The organism is Dinoroseobacter shibae DFL 12 = DSM 16493 (assembly GCF_000018145.1).
Classification (GTDB): Bacteria; Pseudomonadota; Alphaproteobacteria; order Rhodobacterales; family Rhodobacteraceae; genus Dinoroseobacter; species Dinoroseobacter shibae.
Map to the genome: position 1 here is coordinate 3,584,766 of NC_009952.1, position 16,183 is coordinate 3,600,948.

Sequence of the window (16,183 nt, forward strand, 5' to 3'; positions counted from 1 at the left end):
TCTCGCGCAGCGTACGGGGGCATACTATGTAAAGACTGATCCAGCGTTCAGGATTGCTTGGTGACGGGAGACAACGGTCTCATGACAACTTTGGCAAGGTGCGCGCTTCACGCGCTCGCGCTCACATGTCTCTGGCTCGCATATGCGCTGCCAGGGCAGGCGGCTGAGTCCGAGCCGCATGTTTCGGCAATATCGACCGCACGCCTCGTGACAGCCGAAGACGCGGTCGCGCCGAATGCCCAGTCAATTTCAGCAGCCCTCGCAATCACGCTGGAGGACTCCTGGAAGACCTATTGGAGGTCGCCAGGCGAAGTAGGCCTGCCTCCGGAAATCTCATGGGAAGGCTCGGAAAATATAGCATCGGTCGAACTTCTCTATCCAGCGCCAACACGGTTTCGCGCCTTCGGCATCGAGAATTTCGGTTATGCCGATGAGGTCAATTTTCCGCTCAAAGTGACGCTCGAAGACCCGGGCGCACCGGCAAAACTGTCGGCCAACGTCAGTATTCTCGTTTGTGCGGAAATCTGTGTACCAGAGGAGTTCGCACTCGATCTGGACCTCGGGACCGGCACGGGGGTGGATGCGGCCTCCGCAAACCTGATCGCCTCGGCCGCCGCGCTCGTTCCGGAGCCGGCAGATCTCTATGGTGTCACGCTCGAAGCCGCAGCACTGGCCGATGATGGCGCGGCCCTCGTCGTTGCGTTTTCCCGGCGGGGTGGCTGGCAGTCACCTGACATTTTCCCCGAGATGGGCGAGTATACTGCCTTCGGGGCTCCGGATGTTCGGATCGATCCCGAGGGCGATACCATGTGGGCCCGGCTGCCTGTTTTGTCCGACCCTGTCAGCAGCGACATGCCACTGCGCCTGACATTGACCGATGACGGAATGGCCGTGGACCTTCCAGAGGTTCCCCTCGTATCCCAGGTGCCCGCTCCGCCTTTTGAGCCACAGGCCGAAATGACGGCAGTTTCCGAACTGCTATGGATTGCGCTCATCGCCGTGATCGGCGGGCTGATCCTAAACGTGATGCCATGCGTGCTGCCTGTCCTGTCGATCAAGTTCGCCTCAGCGCTGAAGGCCGCGGACCAATCCGCCGCCAGGGTACGCGGGGGCTTTCTGATGTCTGCGGCGGGCGTACTGGCCTTTATGTGGCTTCTGGCGGCCGGCACCCTTGGGGCACGTGCGATGGGGCTTTCGGTGGGATGGGGCCTGCAATTTCAGAACCCCTACTTCCTGACGGCCATGCTGCTGATTCTGACGGTCTTTGCCGCGAATCTGGCCGGTTTGTTCGAAATATCCCTGCCACAAAGCTGGATGACACGGATGTCCTCGGACAAGGGCTCCGGATACACTGGCGACTTCGCCACCGGGGCGTTCGCGGCAGTGCTGGCGACGCCTTGCTCTGCACCGTTCCTCGGGACTGCCATCGCATTCGCGATGGCCGGACGCCCTATCGATATCGTCGTGATCTTCACCGCCCTCGGGATCGGCCTGGCCCTGCCCTATCTCCTTGTCGCCGCCGCACCCGGGTTAGTCAGATATCTTCCGAAGCCGGGGCGCTGGATGCTACTCGTGAAGGCGGTGCTCGCAGGCCTTTTGATCCTGACCGCGGCATGGCTACTCTGGGTGCTCGGCGGTGTGGCCGGGTCCGCAGCCCTCCTGTGGGTCGCTGCCCTGCTTGCGGTTTTGGTTCTACTTCTGTCACCCGTGGCGCGCGGAGTGGGAAGAACACGCGTGGGGCTGGTGCTCGCCACCGTCATTGCAGCGTTCTTCCTGCCCATGTCCACGAGCACACCAGATACTGCGATGAATGCAAAGCTCGACGCCGAGTGGATCGCATTCGAGCGCAGCGATATCCCCAAACGCGTCGCGGCTGGTGAGATTGTCTTTGTCGATGTCACCGCGGACTGGTGCCTGACCTGCAAGGCGAACAAGGCGTTGGTACTGGACCGGGAGCCGGTTGCCGGTTTGCTCGCGTCAGAGGCTGTGACGGCCATGCGTGCCGACTGGACCAGACCGGACGAGAGTATCTCAGCCTATCTCGAAAGCTTTGGACGCTTCGGCATTCCCTTCAACGTCGTCTACGGGCCCGCTGCTCCAGAGGGCCTGCCGCTGCCTGAACTTTTGACGGCAGACATCGTGCAAGACGCGCTTCTTCGCGCTGGCATGAACCAGATCGCCCAAGCGGACTGAGATCAGAGACCGAGTGCGTTCAACTCGGCCTGCGTCGCCAATCTGCCAGGGTCGTCAGAGGGCAGGATTTCTGCCAAAGCGCGCGCCTTGTCCGCGGCTTCCGTTGCACCTTCGGTGTTCCCAAGAACCGTGTAAGCCCGCGCGAGCCGCAGCCATCCTTCCAGATCGCCGGGCTCTTCTGCGAGCCGTGCGGCCAGCCCGTCGACCATGGACCGGATGAAAGCCGCTCGATCCTCTCCGGACATCTCTTCTGCCGCCTCGACATCTTCGGGCGAGGGTCCCGGCGTTGATGCCTGTGAGCGCCCGGCGAACATTGGCGCGAAATCCTGCAACTGCACGGGCTCTTCGATCCCGATTTCTTCACCATACTGGTTCGCCGTCTCGAGAAAGATCTCCATCCAAGGTTCGAATCCCGGGGCTTCCTGAATCCGCAGCAAGAGCGACGCCCGTGCATCGCGCAGTAGCCCGTCCTGAGCCAGCTCACGCGCACGGTAATATACAGCGGCCGGGTTCATCGGGTCGAGCTGCATGGCCTGCGCGATCGCGCGGCTCGCCGTCTGCGTCACAACCCCGTTCTCGGCAGAGATAAGCGCTTCGGCGTATTGGGAATGAACACCGCTATCGGCATCGGGACGTTCCGCAACCCTGCCAAAGGCTTCTGCCGCCGCGTCAAAGCGGTTCATTCGCATATAGGTCTGGCCGAGCAGCATCCAGCCATCGGAGGGACCACCAGTACGATCCTCCAGCAGCCGGGTCCGCAAGGTCTCGGCCAACTGCGCGATCTCGGATGCTTCGTTCTGTTCCTCGGCACGTTCGGCAAAGGGCTGGCTCGGGATTTCGGGTGCTCCGCGCATGCCGTACAGCACAAAGCCCAGAACCGGAATCGCCAGGGCTGAAACCACCAGAACCGTGACGCCGCCGGAGGCGGATTTTGCCTTGGTAGTGTTTCCCTGCCGTTTCGTGATTGCAAGCATCCGGCGCTTGATCTCGGACCGCGCCGCGGTAGCCTCATCGCCGGAAATGAGGTTACGTGCCTCGTCCCGATCCACTTCCGACAACTGATCCTTGAAAATCTCCATCGCGCTTTCGTCGCGACCGAGAGCTTCGCCACGCTTGCGCCACGCCGGCAAGACAAGCACCAACACCGAAATCGCGGCAAGAACGCCGCCGATTACCCAGATCATCCCTTGGGTCCTTCCTTGCCGTCCTCGGCCAACATCGCCGCAACGGCACTTTCTTCTTCTTCACTCAGGGCAAGCGCTTTTGCATCGATCTTCTTCGGGCGACGGGTCAGCATCAGAACAACTCCCAGCAGCCCCAGTGCCATGACTGCGAACGGGCCGATCCACAAGGCATAGGTGGACGGCTTGAACGGCGGATTGAACAAGACGTAGTCGCCATAGCGCGCCACCACGAAATCGAGCACCTCTTCGTCGCTGTCGCCCGCGACCAGCCGTTCGCGCACAAGAATGCGCAGGTCTCTCGCCATGCCCGCATGCGAACTGTCGATATTCTCGTTCTGACACACCACGCAGCGCAGATCCTTCGACAGGTCGCGAGCACGTTCTTCCAGTACGGGGTCATTCAGGATCTCATCCGGCTGCACGGCAAGCACCGGCATCGCCATCAGAAAACAGGCTGCCAGAACGGTCAGAATGCGGATCATGATGTTCCTCCGGCCCCGCTGCGCGACCGGGCAAGCGCGATGGCCTCCTGCATATCCCGCACATCCTCGGCGCTCAAGATCGGCCCGACGAACCGGTAGACCACGATCCCGTTGGCATCGATCACAAAGGTTTCCGGCACGCCCGAGATGCCCCATTCGATGCCGACGCGGCCAGTCAGGTCCGCACCGATGCGTTCATATGGATTACCAAGCTCATCGAGCCAGCGCACCGCATCCTCGGGCTTGTCCTTGTAATTGATGCCGAGCAGGTGGATATTCTCCTCTCGCGCCATGCGGGTCAGTACCGCATGCTCTGCCCTACAGGGCACACACCAGGACGCGAAGACATTCACCACCAGCGGGTTGTCGGCGCCCGAAAGATCCGCTTTGGCAAGGCCCGGCGTATCCAGACCCGGGATACCGTCCAAAGCAAACTCCGGTGCCTGGGCATCGATCAGAACCGAGGGGATCGCGTTTGGATCCCGATCGGGGTTCAACCCCCAGAGGAAGAACCCTCCGAGGATCAGAACCAGAACCACCGGCAAGGCGAAAAGGGCACGTTTCATGTAGTCACTCCGCAGGGGTGGCCTGGATCGGAGGCCGTGCCGCGCTCTTGGGTGCCCCGACCCGCAGCCTGCGATCCGTCAGAGAGAACGTGCCGCCGATCACGAGAAACACCGTGCCGATCCAGATGAAGTTTACGAAAGGTTCGAAAAGGATACGCAAAGTCCATTCGTTGGATGCACGATCCGCCGCCGGCTCGCCAATGGTCACGTAGAGGTCTCCGGCCAGGGTGGACCTGATGGCGGACTCGGTGGTCTGCATTTCGGCCACCGGGTACCAGCGCCGCTCTGGTTGCAGAACCGCGACCTGCTCCCCGTCGCGAAACGCAGTCAGGGTCCCCATGTCGGACACGTAATTCGGACCGCGGACACGCTCGACCCTGTCGAAGCGGACCTCGTAGCCGGCAATCTCGACCACGGTACCCGGACTGGCAAACAGGATCTGTTCCGTTTTCCAGGCGGAAGATCCGACCATGCCGAGGATCAAAACCGCAACCCCCATATGGGCGATGGTCATGCCATGGGCCGCGCGGGGCAGGTTCTTCGCCCGGCGCAGGCTTTCTGCCAGCGGAACTTCCCCAGCCTTTATGCGAGACAACCATTCGCGCGCCGACGCCACCAGGAGCCATCCGGCCACGCCCATGGCGATGATCGCCAGGACCGGACCGTCAGTATCCATCCACCAGGCCCAGAGAGCAGCAATCAGGCCTAGCCCGATGGCGAACTTCAGACGGGACATAACCCCGGGCAGGTCCGCGCGTTTCCAGCTCAGGAACGGCCCGATTCCCATCATGAACACCAGAGGCAGCATGATCGGAATGAAGCTCGCGTTGAAGAAGGGCGGTCCGACAGAGATCTTGTCGCCGGTCACCGCCTCCAGGAAAAGCGGATAGAGCGTACCGAACAGAACCGCCGCCGTGGCCGTGGCCAAGAGCAGGTTGTTGATCAGCAGACCCGCCTCGCGGGAGATCGGGGTGAACAGACCGCCCCCTTCGAGTTGCGGTGCCCGCCAAGCATATAGCGCCAGCGACCCGCCGATGGAGACGAAGAGCAGCCCGAGGATATAGACCCCCCGCTCCGGATCGACCGCGAAGGCATGAACCGAGGTCAGCAGCCCCGAGCGCACGATGAACGTGCCCAAGAGGGAGAGCGAGAAGGTCAGGATCGCCAGCAGGATCGTCCAGCTTTTGAATGTATCGCGTTTCTCGGTCACGATGGCCGAGTGCAGCAGGGCAGTTCCCAGAAGCCACGGCATGAAGGACACGTTTTCCACCGGGTCCCAAAACCACCAGCCGCCCCAGCCGAGCTCGTAGTACGCCCACCAGGAGCCAAGCGCGATTCCGCCCGTCAGGCTGACCCAGGCCGCCAGTGTCCACGGACGGACCCAACGCGCCCAAGCCGGATCGACACGACCCTCGATCAGCGCCGCGACCGCGAAGGAGAACACGATCGAGAAGCCCACATAGCCGAGATATAGAAGCGGCGGGTGCAGGGCGAGACCGATATCCTGCAGCAGCGGGTTCAGGTCATTGCCATTCAAAGGCGCCGGGAACATGCGATCGAACGGGTTTGATGTAAAGATCATGAAGGACAGGAAGCCGACGCTGATCCAGGCCTGCACAGACAAGGTGCGTGCGCGCAACTCGGCAGGGATGTTCTTGCCCAGCACTGCGACACCGGCCCCGAAGATCGCCAGAATCAGCACCCACAGAAGAAGTGAGCCTTCATGGGACCCCCAGGTGGCCGCAACCTTGTAGATCATCGGTTTCAGAGAATGGGAGTTTGCAACAACGTTCACGACCGTGAAGTCGCTTACGATGAACGACCGCATCAGCGCCGCGAACGCGACCGCCAAAAGTCCGCACTGGATCAGTGCGGTTGTCACCGCCGACTGCATCCACAGAACATTGCGTTGCGCGGCCCCCACCATGGGAAGCACGCTTTGCACCAGTGCCGCGGCCAGCGCGAGCATCAGGGCGAAATTGCCAATCTCAGGGATCATGTCACGGTCCTCCTGCTGGGTCAGCCGAAGCCTTCCGAGCGCTCTCGTCAAGTCCAGCGGCGCTCGAATAACGCCACAGGTCGTCACAGTTTAGCGAGGCCGCGCGTTGCCGCGCTTTTGACAGAATAAGCACGCTTCGCCCGTCCCGCCATGGATTCCCGCATGGCTGCGACAAACCTGCACCCAAAATCATTCTTTTGTCGTAGATCAGGGGTCCACTCCGCCCATTTCACATATGCGGCGCCACTCCGTCTCGGTGACCGGCTGAACTGAGAGCCGCGCATTGCGCACCAGAACCATCTCGCCCAGCGCCGGATCCGACTTGATCTCGTCAAGCGTAACGTGCCGCACCAAGGGCGTCAGCGCGCGGATGTCGACGCAATCCCAGCGGTCGTCCTCGGTGGTGCTGTCGGGGTGCGCTTCGGCGCAGACCTCCACAGTACCGACAATCGCCTTGTCCTTCTGGCTGTGATAGAAAAAGCCGCGATCGCCCAGCGCCATCTCGCGCATGAAATTGCGGGCCTGGTAGTTGCGCACGCCATCCCATTCCTCGCCCGCATCGCCCTTGGCCACCTGCATGTCCCAGGACCAGACCGAAGGTTCGGACTTGAACAACCAATAGCGCATCAGCCGATCACCCGGTTCCAGGCGCGCAACTCGACACTTTGAAACAGACCGGCCTTGCCGTAGGGATCGCCTGCGGCGAAGGCCTGCGCCGCTTCCATGTCGGCGACATCGAGGATGATGAGCGAGCCGCACATCTCGCCCTCGTTCGACAAGAAGGGCCCGGCCTGTTGCACCACGCCACTGTCTTGCAGGTAGGCCACATGGGCCTCGCGATTGGCCTTGCGCACCTCGAGGGCACCCGGCTTGTCGATGGCAATCAGCGCAATCAGCATGTCATTCCTCTCGCAGATCCCGGGCCAGAAGCGCCGCGGTTGCCTGCTCTATGGTCAGTGTGTTTTCCAATACCGCGGATACCATCGTGCAAATCGGCATGTCGATTCCTTGATCTGCCGCAATTCGGGCCACAGCGCGGGCCGTCGCGCGCCCTTCGACGGTCGCCCCTTGCGATGGGGCGCTGCCGGCTCCAAGGGCGCGGCCGAAAGTGAAGTTGCGCGACAGGCCCGAGGTGGCCGTCAGAACCATGTCCCCAAACCCCGACAGGCCCGCCAGGGTTTCTGGCCGCGCCCCCATGTGGAGAGCGAGGCGCTGCATTTCCACGTAGCCCCGCGTCAGCAGGGCCGCACGCGCGCTCTCGCCGAGGCCCGCCCCGATCACCATACCTGCCGCTATCGCGATGACGTTCTTGAGCGCGCCGCCCAATTCCGCCCCGGTTGGGTCCGTGCTGCGGTAAAGCCGCAATGTCTCGGTCGACAGCGCGGACTGGAGCTTCGCGCCCGCCTGCGCATCAGCACACGCCAGGGTCAGCGCCGTCGGCAAGCCGCGCGCGATATCCGCGGCGAAGCTCGGCCCCGTCAGGACCGCGGCCACGCAGCCCGGCGCATCGCGCGCGATCAGCCCCGTTGGACCGAGGCCCGTGGACAGGTCGATACCCTTGCAGCACGCGACCAAGGCCGTGCCACCGCGCGCCGGCAACAATTGCAGATGTTGTGCCAGAGCCTGCATCGGAATGGCCAGCAGGCGGATCGGCGCGCCCAATGCCCCGGCATCGGACGTAATCCGCAACTCTTTCGGCAGAATCACCCCCGGCAGGCGTGCGACCTCTCTAGTCTCTCGCAGGGCCGCGACCTGCTCCGACGACCGGGCCCAGAGGGTGACGTCACTGCCATCACGGCTCAGCGCAATGGCCAGCGCCGATCCAAATGCCCCCGCCCCCATGACATCGATCGCCTGCGTCACGCCTTGGCGCCCTTCTTGCCTGAACCCAGGAGCGCAGGCTGGCTGTTATCCAGCGGCCAACGCGGGCGCGCCGACAGATCCAGACCAGAGCGCGCACCAGCAGAGAACGCCTCCTGCCCAGCCCAGGCGATCATCGCCGCATTATCGGTGCAATACCGCAGCGGCGGTGCGACAAACGGAGCATCCAGTTCCGCAGCCAACCGGGCCAAGCCGGACCGAACCTGCTCATTTGCCGCCACGCCGCCAGCCACCGCGAAGCCGGTCACGCCTTCGGACTGGGTCAGGGCGCGTCGCGATTTTTCCACCAGTACGTCACAGATCGCCGCCTGGAACCCGGCGCAGAGATCGGCCCGATCCTGCGCTGTCAGGCCGCCGCCCGCCGACACCAGACCGTCCCGAGCCCGCAGAAGGGCCGTCTTCAACCCGGAAAAGGACATGTCGCACCCAGCCCGGTCCAGCAGTGGCCGTGGGAAGACAAAACGCGCGGGATCGCCCGCCCGGGCCTCCGCCTCGACGGCAGGCCCCCCCGGTTGTGGCAGGCCGAGGAGCTTGGCAGTCTTGTCGAAAGCCTCCCCCGGCGCGTCATCAATGGTGCCGCCCAAGCGATGGAATGCCTCTGGCCCTTCCACGCGCAGAAACTGGCAATGACCCCCAGAGACCAGCAGCATCAGGTAGGGAAACGCCAGCCCATCGGTGAATCGCGGCGTCAGCGCATGACCCGCGAGGTGGTTCACCCCGATGAGCGGCACGCCCGACGCCGCTGAAAGTCCCTTGGCCAACATGACGCCCGACAGTACCCCACCGATCAGCCCCGGCCCCGCGGTCACCGCGATCACATCGATCTGATCGAGCGCCAGAACCGCCTCCGACAGGGCCGCCGCGACGGCGATATCCAGCTTCTCGACATGTGCGCGTGCGGCCAACTCGGGCACGACGCCACCGAAAGCCGCATGCAGCGCCGTCTGGCCATAAACGACCGAAGACAGCACCTCGGGTCCGCGCAAGACCGCCGCCGCGGTGTCATCGCAGCTGCTTTCGATACCCAAAACGGTCAGAGAGGGGGTCATTGCCGCTCGCCTTAGTTGCGCCAAACTCTTCTCGCAGCTAACACCGGGGGCATGGTCACACAACCGCCGCTGCCTGTTCTGCTCACGCGCCCACGGGCGCAATCGGAACAGTTTGCTGCGACGTTGCCGCCTGTCCTGCGGCCTGTCATCTCCCCGCTGCTGCACATCCTTCATCTCGACGATTTGCCGCCAGCCCCCGAGACAGCGACGCTCATCTTTACCTCCGGCAATGGTGTCACGGCCTATGCGACGCAACACCCGGGCATTGGGCAGTCCGCGCTCTGCGTCGGGACAAAGACGACTGCGATCGCGCGCGATCTGGGGTTCGACGCCATCTCGGCGGAGGGGGACGCCCGTGCCATTCTGGACCTCGCCGCTGCATACCCCGGGCCCTTCGTCCATGTTCGCGGCAAGCATACGACCGGCGATATTGCGGGCGCATTGCGTGATCTGGGCAAGGAGGTTGCAGAGATCATCGCCTATGATCAGACGCCCGTTGAGCTGAGCGAAACGGCGCGCGCAATCCTCGAAGGACCCTGCGCCGTGCCACTTTTCTCGCCCCGAACGGCCTGCTTGTTCACTAACGCCTGCCCGACGGCCCGCACAGCGCAGATCATCGCAATGAGCCCAGCGGTTGCAGAACAACTCCCCGAACACGCCTATAGCGGGATAAGTATCCTCGAAAAGCCCAATGCTGCGGCAATGCGGGACGCTCTTTTGGCATATGCAGGGGGCAATCATCTTGAGGCGGGCAGGACCTCTGGCTAGTCTGACACGCGGTGCGGTCGGGAAGAGGATTCGGGCGCATGGCTCCATAAAAATTCTTGGAAGGATTTAGTCCGTGTCAGATCCGAAGACCCCAAAAGACACCCCGGAAAATCAGGTTTCGGACACAGATCAACCTCAGGAGAGCCCGAAGCCCGACACGGACACCCCCGAGACAGACCAGATTGAAGACGCCGAAATCCTGGACGAACAGCCCGGCGAAGTGGACACCGCCAAAGACAGGAATAGCGAGACTGCGCAGGACCCGGTCGAGCCTGTCGGCGAGACCAGCGCCAGCGACGAGACCACGTCCGAGGCTGCGCGCAATGACACGGACGCGGACACCGCGGCAACCATGGAAGAGACACGAGCCGACGAGATAGATCGGAGCCATGAGACCCCGTCCTCAGACCCCGAACCCGCCTCCGAGCCGCAAGCAGCCGAACCGGTGGAGCGAGTCGTCGAAAAGAAGGGGGGCTTCATGGGCCCATTCCTCGGCGGGGTCGTCGCGGCCGGCATAGGGTTCGGTCTGTGCTATTACCTCGTGGATCAGGGCATTCTCGCGTCCGGTGACCCAGACCCCTTCGCAGCGGAACGCGCGCAAATCAGCAACCTCGAAAACCAGATCGCGGCGATGCAGAGCGAGATCGCAGCGGCAATAGAGGCTGGCAGCGAGGATCCTCGGATGGACGCAGTGGTCGGGTCGGTTGAATCAGTCGAAACAGCCCTGGCGGAGATTCAGGGCGAAGTCGGCGCGGTTCAGTCCGAGATTTCGGCGCAGTCGGACATTCTCGCAAATCTCGAATCGCAAATGGAGGCGATCGCTGCCCTGCCCGAAGGCACCGGCTCTGCCGACACCGCTGCCATGGCGGCGTTGCAGGCGACTTTGGCGCAACAGCAAGCCGAGAACGAGGCAATGCAGGCCCAGCTGGCCGAGATGGCCGCCGCCGCAGAGGCGGAAATGGAGCAGGTCCGCGCCCAAGCGGGTGCCCTGCAAAACGAAACGCAAGCGGCAGTCGATGCAGCCACCAACCGCGCGGCGCTGGCGAATATCGCCGCCGCACTGGAAAACGGTGCACCCCTTGCCGCTTCGCTGGACAACCTCACGGTGGAAGCGCCCGAGGCGCTCTCGGCAGTATCAGCTTCCGGGGTCGAAACGCTTCTGGACCTGCAACGGCAATTCCCGGCAGCGGCGCGGGCTGGCTTGGCGGAGTCGCTGAAAGCCACGGTCAGTGACGATCCGGTTGACCGTGCCGTAGCGTTCCTTCGGGCACAGGTCGGTGCTCGGTCGCTTGAGCCGCGGGAGGGCGATGACCCGGATGCCGTCCTGTCACGGGCACAAGAAGCCGTCAGCGCCGGGCAGCTCGAAGCCGCGCTTGCCGAGATCTCCACACTTCCCGACGCCGGTCAGGCCGCAATGGCGCCTTGGATCGGGGCCGCCGAGGCCCGTGTCGCCGCGCTCGCCGCGTTCGACACGCTGGCCGCTGAACTGAACTCCAACTGAGGGCGCCCCGATGCTTTGGTCACTTCTCAAGATCCTGATTTTCGTCACGCTGGTCGCGGCGCTTACCTTTGGTGCCACCTTACTCATGGAAACGGGAGAACAGGTGCGGATCTCCCTCGCGTCGACGGAGTTCACGCTGTCGCCGGTGGCGGCGGTTGTTCTGTCGCTGGTCCTGCTTGGGGCGGCCTATCTGCTCTTCAAGTTGGCGGGTCTGCTTTTGGCGACTTTAAAGTTCCTCAATGGCGACGAGACAGCCATCTCTCGCTACTTCATGCGGAACCGCGAGCGCAAAGGATTCGAAGCATTGGCGCAGGGCATGATGGCGCTGGCCTCAGGTGAAGGCCGGGTTGCAATGGCCAAGGCCGCGCGGGCCGAACGCTATCTCGGACGACCGGACCTGACACAATTGCTGACCGCGCAAGCCGCCGAGCTGTCCGGGGACCGCGCCAAGGCGACCGAGACCTACAAGAAAATGCTGACGGACGAGCGCACCAAGTTCGTGGGTGTGCGCGGATTGCTCCATCAGAAGCTGAGCGAGGGCGATACGGAAACCGCCATGGCCTTGGCGGAGAAAGCCTTTGCCCTGAAACCGCGCAATGGCGAGGTCCAGGATACACTGCTGCGCCTGCAGGCGGGGGACGAGAACTGGGCGGGCGCGCGCAAGACATTGGCGGCGAAACTCAAATCCGGGGATCTGCCGCGTGACGTGCACAAGCGCCGCGATGCCGTTCTGGCCTATAGCGAGGCCGCCGACGCGGTGGAAGCAGGGAAGATGGACAAGGCAGAAGCCCATGCCAACGAGGCGAACCGGCTGGCACCCGGTCTCGTGCCGTCTGCCGCGCTGGCCGCACGGATGGCCATCCGTGCGGGCAAGCAACGGCAGGCAACCAAGCTGCTGAGGAAAGCGTGGGAGCTGAACCCACATCCCGAACTGGCCGCAGCATATGCCGAGATTGTCCCGGACGAGACCGCCGCGGCACGGATCAAGCGGTTTGAGGCCTTGGTGAAACCGAACCCGAACCATGACGAGTCGCGACTGCTGATGGCGGAGCTTTTCATCGCCGCGGAGGATTTCCCCGCCGCCCGAAAAGCCATGGGTGATCTCTACGAGACCAAGCCAAACGCCCGGTCGCTCACAATAATGGCGGCAGTAGAGCGCGGCGAAGGTTCGGACGACGCGATCGTGCGTGCGTGGCTGGCAAAGGCAGTCACCGCCTCACGCGGGCCGCAATGGACCTGCGAGAACTGCAACAACATCCATGCCTCCTGGACGCCGGTCTGCGGCAATTGTGGTGCGTTCGACTCCCTGTCTTGGGTGGAACCACCGGAATCCGAAATCGCGCTGACCAACTCAGCTGAGATGCTGCCACTGATCGTCGGAGCCATCGCAGATCAGAGCGCCAAGAAAGACCCGGAGGAAGAGGTGATTGTGCCCGATGTCGTGGACATCACACCGACCGAGACCGGGGATGATAACGTGTCAAAAGAGGACGAAGCGCCCGCGCAGAAAAGCGCCTGATCTCCATACTGCTTCTGTCTTGAGCGCAATGGGTCCGGTACCCGGTCCAGACTGATGCCTCGTCGCCGAAGACGTCAGTTTTTACCCATATGGCCCTGCAACCAGATCGCCTTGGACAAGAGCGCGCGGTCTTCTCCACGCCTTCCGACCAGCTGTACGCCAATAGGCAAGCCCTTCTCTGTCTCGGGCAGGGGCAGCGTCACGCAAGGCGTGCCCATGAAGGTCCACAGCCCGTTGAAAATTGCGTCCCCGGTGCTCGACAAGCCTTCCGGCGCCGCGCCCAGCGCCGAGGGGCACAGCAGGCAGTCAACCTGCGAGAAAAGCGGATCGAGCGAGGCGTAGAGCGGCTCTCGCTGCATCAGCGCCGCGAGATAGTCCACGGCCGCGCATGCTGCTCCGGCCTCCATCGCGTCCCGTGTCGCAGCGCTGAGTGCATCCCAACCAGCCGTGCGATACCGACTATAATGCCATGCCATCTCGGCGAAATTGATCCGTGCGCGCAGGTCCGCGACCTGCTCGAAACTCTCGGGCAGAGATAGCGGGATCGCGCCAAGCGCCTGTGCCAGTTTCTCCAGCGCAGCCTTGGTTTCTGCCGAGGCCCGGTCCCATTCCGGGGGGCGCACGAAGCCGAAGACCGGCGGGCGCGTAGCCCCGGCAATCGCCGGATGCGCATCCTGTGGGGGGAGCGTGGCCGGATCGGAATCCTCCGTATCCATCATGCAGGTCAGAGCAAAGGCGGCATCCTCGGCATCCCGCGTGAAAACGCCCAAGGTGTCCAGAGTATGAGACTGCATCGTCACCCCCTGCCGAGGGATCGCGCCAAAAGTCGGTTTCACACCCACCACCCCACAGAAGGCCGCGGGCCGTATTACCGAGCCTCCGGTCTGCGTACCAACAGCAAGAGGCACCATTCCCGCGGCGACACTGGCCGCGGACCCCGCGGACGAACCACCCGGAGTATGGTTCGGATTATGCGGATTCAGGGTCTCCGTCGGGTTGAGGAAGGCAAGCTCGGTGGTCGTAGTCTTTCCCACGATCACGGCCCCCACCGCCCGCAACCGTGCCGTGATCCAGGCATCCTGATCAGGTTGGCGGCCCGCATCCGGAGGGGTGCCGTTCTCGGTCGGCATGTCGGCCGTGTCGATCACGTCCTTCAACCCTACCGGAATGCCATGCAAGGGTCCCAGCGCCTTGCCCTCTGCCTGCGCGGCATCCAGCGCGATTGCCTGTGCCCGCGCCTGGTCCGGATCGAGCCACGCCCAGGCCTTCACCGACGGATCCCGCGCTGCGATCCTGTCGAGATGCGCATCGAGAAGGGCCAGGGCCGTGACCTCCCCGGTGCGGAGGGCGGCGGACATCTGTTGCAGGCTCAGGTCGGGGAGGTCGGATCGGTCACTCATACGCTGCAGTTGATGCGATTTGACGCGGATTGAAAAGAGGCGGGTTTAGCCTGCGCATTGGATCGACAGCGCGGGCAGTTCCTCCTAAACCTGAGGGCGCTGAAGCCACGACCGGGGGAGGGAACCGTGCGCCACGTGCTCGCCATTGACCAAGGCACAACTTCGAGCCGCGCCATCGTCTTTGACGCGGATATGAACATCGTCTCGATCGCGCAGGAAGAATTTGCGCAGCATTATCCCGATAGCGGCTGGGTGGAACACGATCCCGAGGACTTGTGGGATACGGTATTGCGGACCTGTCGGAATGTGCTCGAAAGGACCGGGCTGGCTGCTACGGACCTCGCCGGGATCGGGATCACCAACCAGCGCGAGACGACCGTGGTTTGGGACAAGTCCACCGGCAAACCCATCCACAACGCGATCGTCTGGCAAGACAGGCGCACTGCCCCCTTCTGCGCCGAATTGCGCAAGGCTGGGCATGATGCACTGATCACGGCGCAGACCGGCCTTCTGGCAGACCCGTATTTCTCAGGCACCAAGCTGAAATACATTCTCGATACCGTGGAGGGCGCGCGCGACCGTGCCAAGGCAGGGGAGCTTTTGTTCGGGACCGTCGACAGTTTCCTCATCTGGCGGCTGACGAATGGGGCCGCCCATGTCACCGACGCAACCAACGCGGCGCGCACCATGCTCTACGACATCCACAAGGGCGCTTGGAGCGCAGAGATCTGCACGCTGTTCGATATCCCCCTCGGGATGCTGCCGCAGGTGCATGACTGCGATGCAGAGTTCGGGACCTGCACACCCGAGCATCTGGGCGGCGCGGTTCCGATCCTCGGCGTGGCCGGGGACCAACAAGCCGCCACCATAGGGCAGGCCTGCTTTGAGCCGGGGATGCTGAAGTCGACTTATGGAACGGGGTGCTTTGCGCTTTTGAACACGGGCGAAGCACCGGTCACCTCGACCAACCGGCTTCTCACGACAATCGCCTACCAGCTCGACGGAAAACCAACCTATGCGCTCGAAGGCTCGATTTTCGTGGCCGGTGCGGTGGTGCAATGGCTCCGCGACGGGCTGAAATTGATCGCCAACGCGTCCGAGACGCAGCCGCTGGCCGAGGCCGCCGATCCCCATGATCCCGTGATCCTCGTGCCAGCCTTCACCGGCCTCGGGGCGCCCTACTGGAATGCGGAGTGTCGCGGGGCGGTCTTTGGCCTCTCGCGCGGGTCGGGTCCGGAAGAGTTCGCCCGCGCCGCCCTAGAAAGCGTCGGTTATCAGACCCGCGACCTGCTGGAAGCCATGCATAAGGACTGGTCCGATGCCCGCGAAGGGCAACCGACCCTGCGGGTGGATGGTGGCATGACCGCAAGCGACTGGACCATGCAATTCCTCGCCGACATCATCGACGCGCCAGTCGACCGTCCGAAGATCACGGAAACCACCGCGCTGGGTGTCGCCTGGCTCGCCGGGCAGAAGGCCGGGCTGTACCCGGATCGCGCGGGCTTTGCAGCCAACTGGGCTCTGGATCAGCGGTTCGAGCCCAAGATGGACGCCACCACACGCGATACGAAATACGCAGCCTGGAAACGCGCCGTCGCCGCCGTGCAACAAGCCTGAACCCTGAAAACAAGAATGGCGACC

At 63.4% G+C, this 16,183-nt stretch carries 14 protein-coding genes; 5 read left to right on the forward strand and 9 right to left on the reverse strand.

The window, feature by feature from the left end:
• Positions 1-81 precede the first annotated feature (81 nt).
• The gene (locus tag DSHI_RS17255) at positions 82-2,193 is read left to right on the forward strand and encodes a protein-disulfide reductase DsbD family protein (RefSeq protein WP_012180064.1); all 2,112 of its coding nucleotides are present in this window, start codon (positions 82-84) and stop codon (positions 2,191-2,193) included.
• 2 nt (positions 2,194-2,195) lie between these two features.
• Here DSHI_RS17255 and ccmI read toward each other — a convergent pair whose 3' ends face one another.
• The 8 genes from ccmI to tsaD form a co-directional block, all read right to left on the reverse strand.
• Positions 2,196-3,377 (reverse strand): c-type cytochrome biogenesis protein CcmI, encoded by a 1,182-nt coding sequence (gene ccmI, locus DSHI_RS17260; protein WP_012180065.1) that lies wholly within the window; start codon positions 3,375-3,377, stop codon positions 2,196-2,198.
• Complete coding sequence (locus DSHI_RS17265; RefSeq protein WP_012180066.1) at positions 3,374-3,859, reverse strand: cytochrome c-type biogenesis protein; 486 nt, start codon at positions 3,857-3,859, stop codon at positions 3,374-3,376. Before DSHI_RS17265 ends, ccmI begins: the two co-directional genes overlap by 4 nt.
• Positions 3,856-4,425 carry a DsbE family thiol:disulfide interchange protein gene (locus DSHI_RS17270; RefSeq protein ID WP_012180067.1) on the reverse strand — a complete coding sequence of 190 codons (570 nt, stop codon included), beginning with the start codon at positions 4,423-4,425 and terminating at the stop codon, positions 3,856-3,858. The genes DSHI_RS17265 and DSHI_RS17270 overlap by 4 nt, the downstream gene beginning before the upstream one ends.
• A gap of 4 nt (positions 4,426-4,429) precedes the next feature.
• On the reverse strand, positions 4,430-6,424 hold the full coding sequence (locus DSHI_RS17275; RefSeq protein ID WP_012180068.1) for a heme lyase CcmF/NrfE family subunit: 1,995 nt from the start codon (positions 6,422-6,424) through the stop codon (positions 4,430-4,432).
• Between the two features lie 207 nt (positions 6,425-6,631).
• A complete protein-coding gene (locus DSHI_RS17280; protein ID WP_012180069.1) occupies positions 6,632-7,051 on the reverse strand; it encodes an EVE domain-containing protein in 420 nt (139 codons plus the stop codon).
• Positions 7,051-7,323 carry a YciI family protein gene (locus tag DSHI_RS17285; protein ID WP_012180070.1) on the reverse strand — a complete coding sequence of 91 codons (273 nt, stop codon included), beginning with the start codon at positions 7,321-7,323 and terminating at the stop codon, positions 7,051-7,053. The genes DSHI_RS17280 and DSHI_RS17285 overlap by 1 nt, the downstream gene beginning before the upstream one ends.
• A gap of 1 nt (position 7,324) precedes the next feature.
• A complete protein-coding gene (locus DSHI_RS17290; RefSeq protein WP_012180071.1) occupies positions 7,325-8,287 on the reverse strand; it encodes an NAD(P)H-dependent glycerol-3-phosphate dehydrogenase in 963 nt (320 codons plus the stop codon).
• Positions 8,284-9,354, reverse strand: a complete 1,071-nt coding sequence (tsaD, locus tag DSHI_RS17295; protein WP_012180072.1) for a tRNA (adenosine(37)-N6)-threonylcarbamoyltransferase complex transferase subunit TsaD — start codon at positions 9,352-9,354, stop codon at positions 8,284-8,286. Before tsaD ends, DSHI_RS17290 begins: the two co-directional genes overlap by 4 nt.
• 51 nt (positions 9,355-9,405) lie before the next feature.
• On the opposite strand from tsaD, the gene DSHI_RS17300 reads away from it, so the two are divergent.
• The 3 genes from DSHI_RS17300 (at position 9,406) to DSHI_RS17310 (ending at position 13,142) form a co-directional block, all read left to right on the forward strand.
• Entirely contained in the window at positions 9,406-10,122 is a 717-nt protein-coding gene (locus DSHI_RS17300) for a uroporphyrinogen-III synthase (RefSeq protein WP_012180073.1), read from the forward strand.
• Positions 10,123-10,195: 73 nt separating this feature from the next.
• The gene (locus DSHI_RS17305) at positions 10,196-11,623 is read left to right on the forward strand and encodes a hypothetical protein (protein WP_012180074.1); all 1,428 of its coding nucleotides are present in this window, start codon (positions 10,196-10,198) and stop codon (positions 11,621-11,623) included.
• Between the two features lie 10 nt (positions 11,624-11,633).
• Positions 11,634-13,142 carry a heme biosynthesis protein HemY gene (locus DSHI_RS17310; RefSeq protein ID WP_012180075.1) on the forward strand — a complete coding sequence of 503 codons (1,509 nt, stop codon included), beginning with the start codon at positions 11,634-11,636 and terminating at the stop codon, positions 13,140-13,142.
• A gap of 74 nt (positions 13,143-13,216) precedes the next feature.
• On the opposite strand, the gene DSHI_RS17315 is transcribed toward DSHI_RS17310, so the two are convergent.
• Complete coding sequence (locus tag DSHI_RS17315; RefSeq protein WP_012180076.1) at positions 13,217-14,542, reverse strand: amidase; 1,326 nt, start codon at positions 14,540-14,542, stop codon at positions 13,217-13,219.
• Between the two features lie 126 nt (positions 14,543-14,668).
• Between DSHI_RS17315 and glpK the strand changes: the two genes are divergently transcribed.
• A complete protein-coding gene (glpK, locus tag DSHI_RS17320) occupies positions 14,669-16,159 on the forward strand; it encodes a glycerol kinase GlpK (RefSeq protein WP_044028119.1) in 1,491 nt (496 codons plus the stop codon).
• The last annotated feature ends 24 nt before the right edge of the window (positions 16,160-16,183 follow it).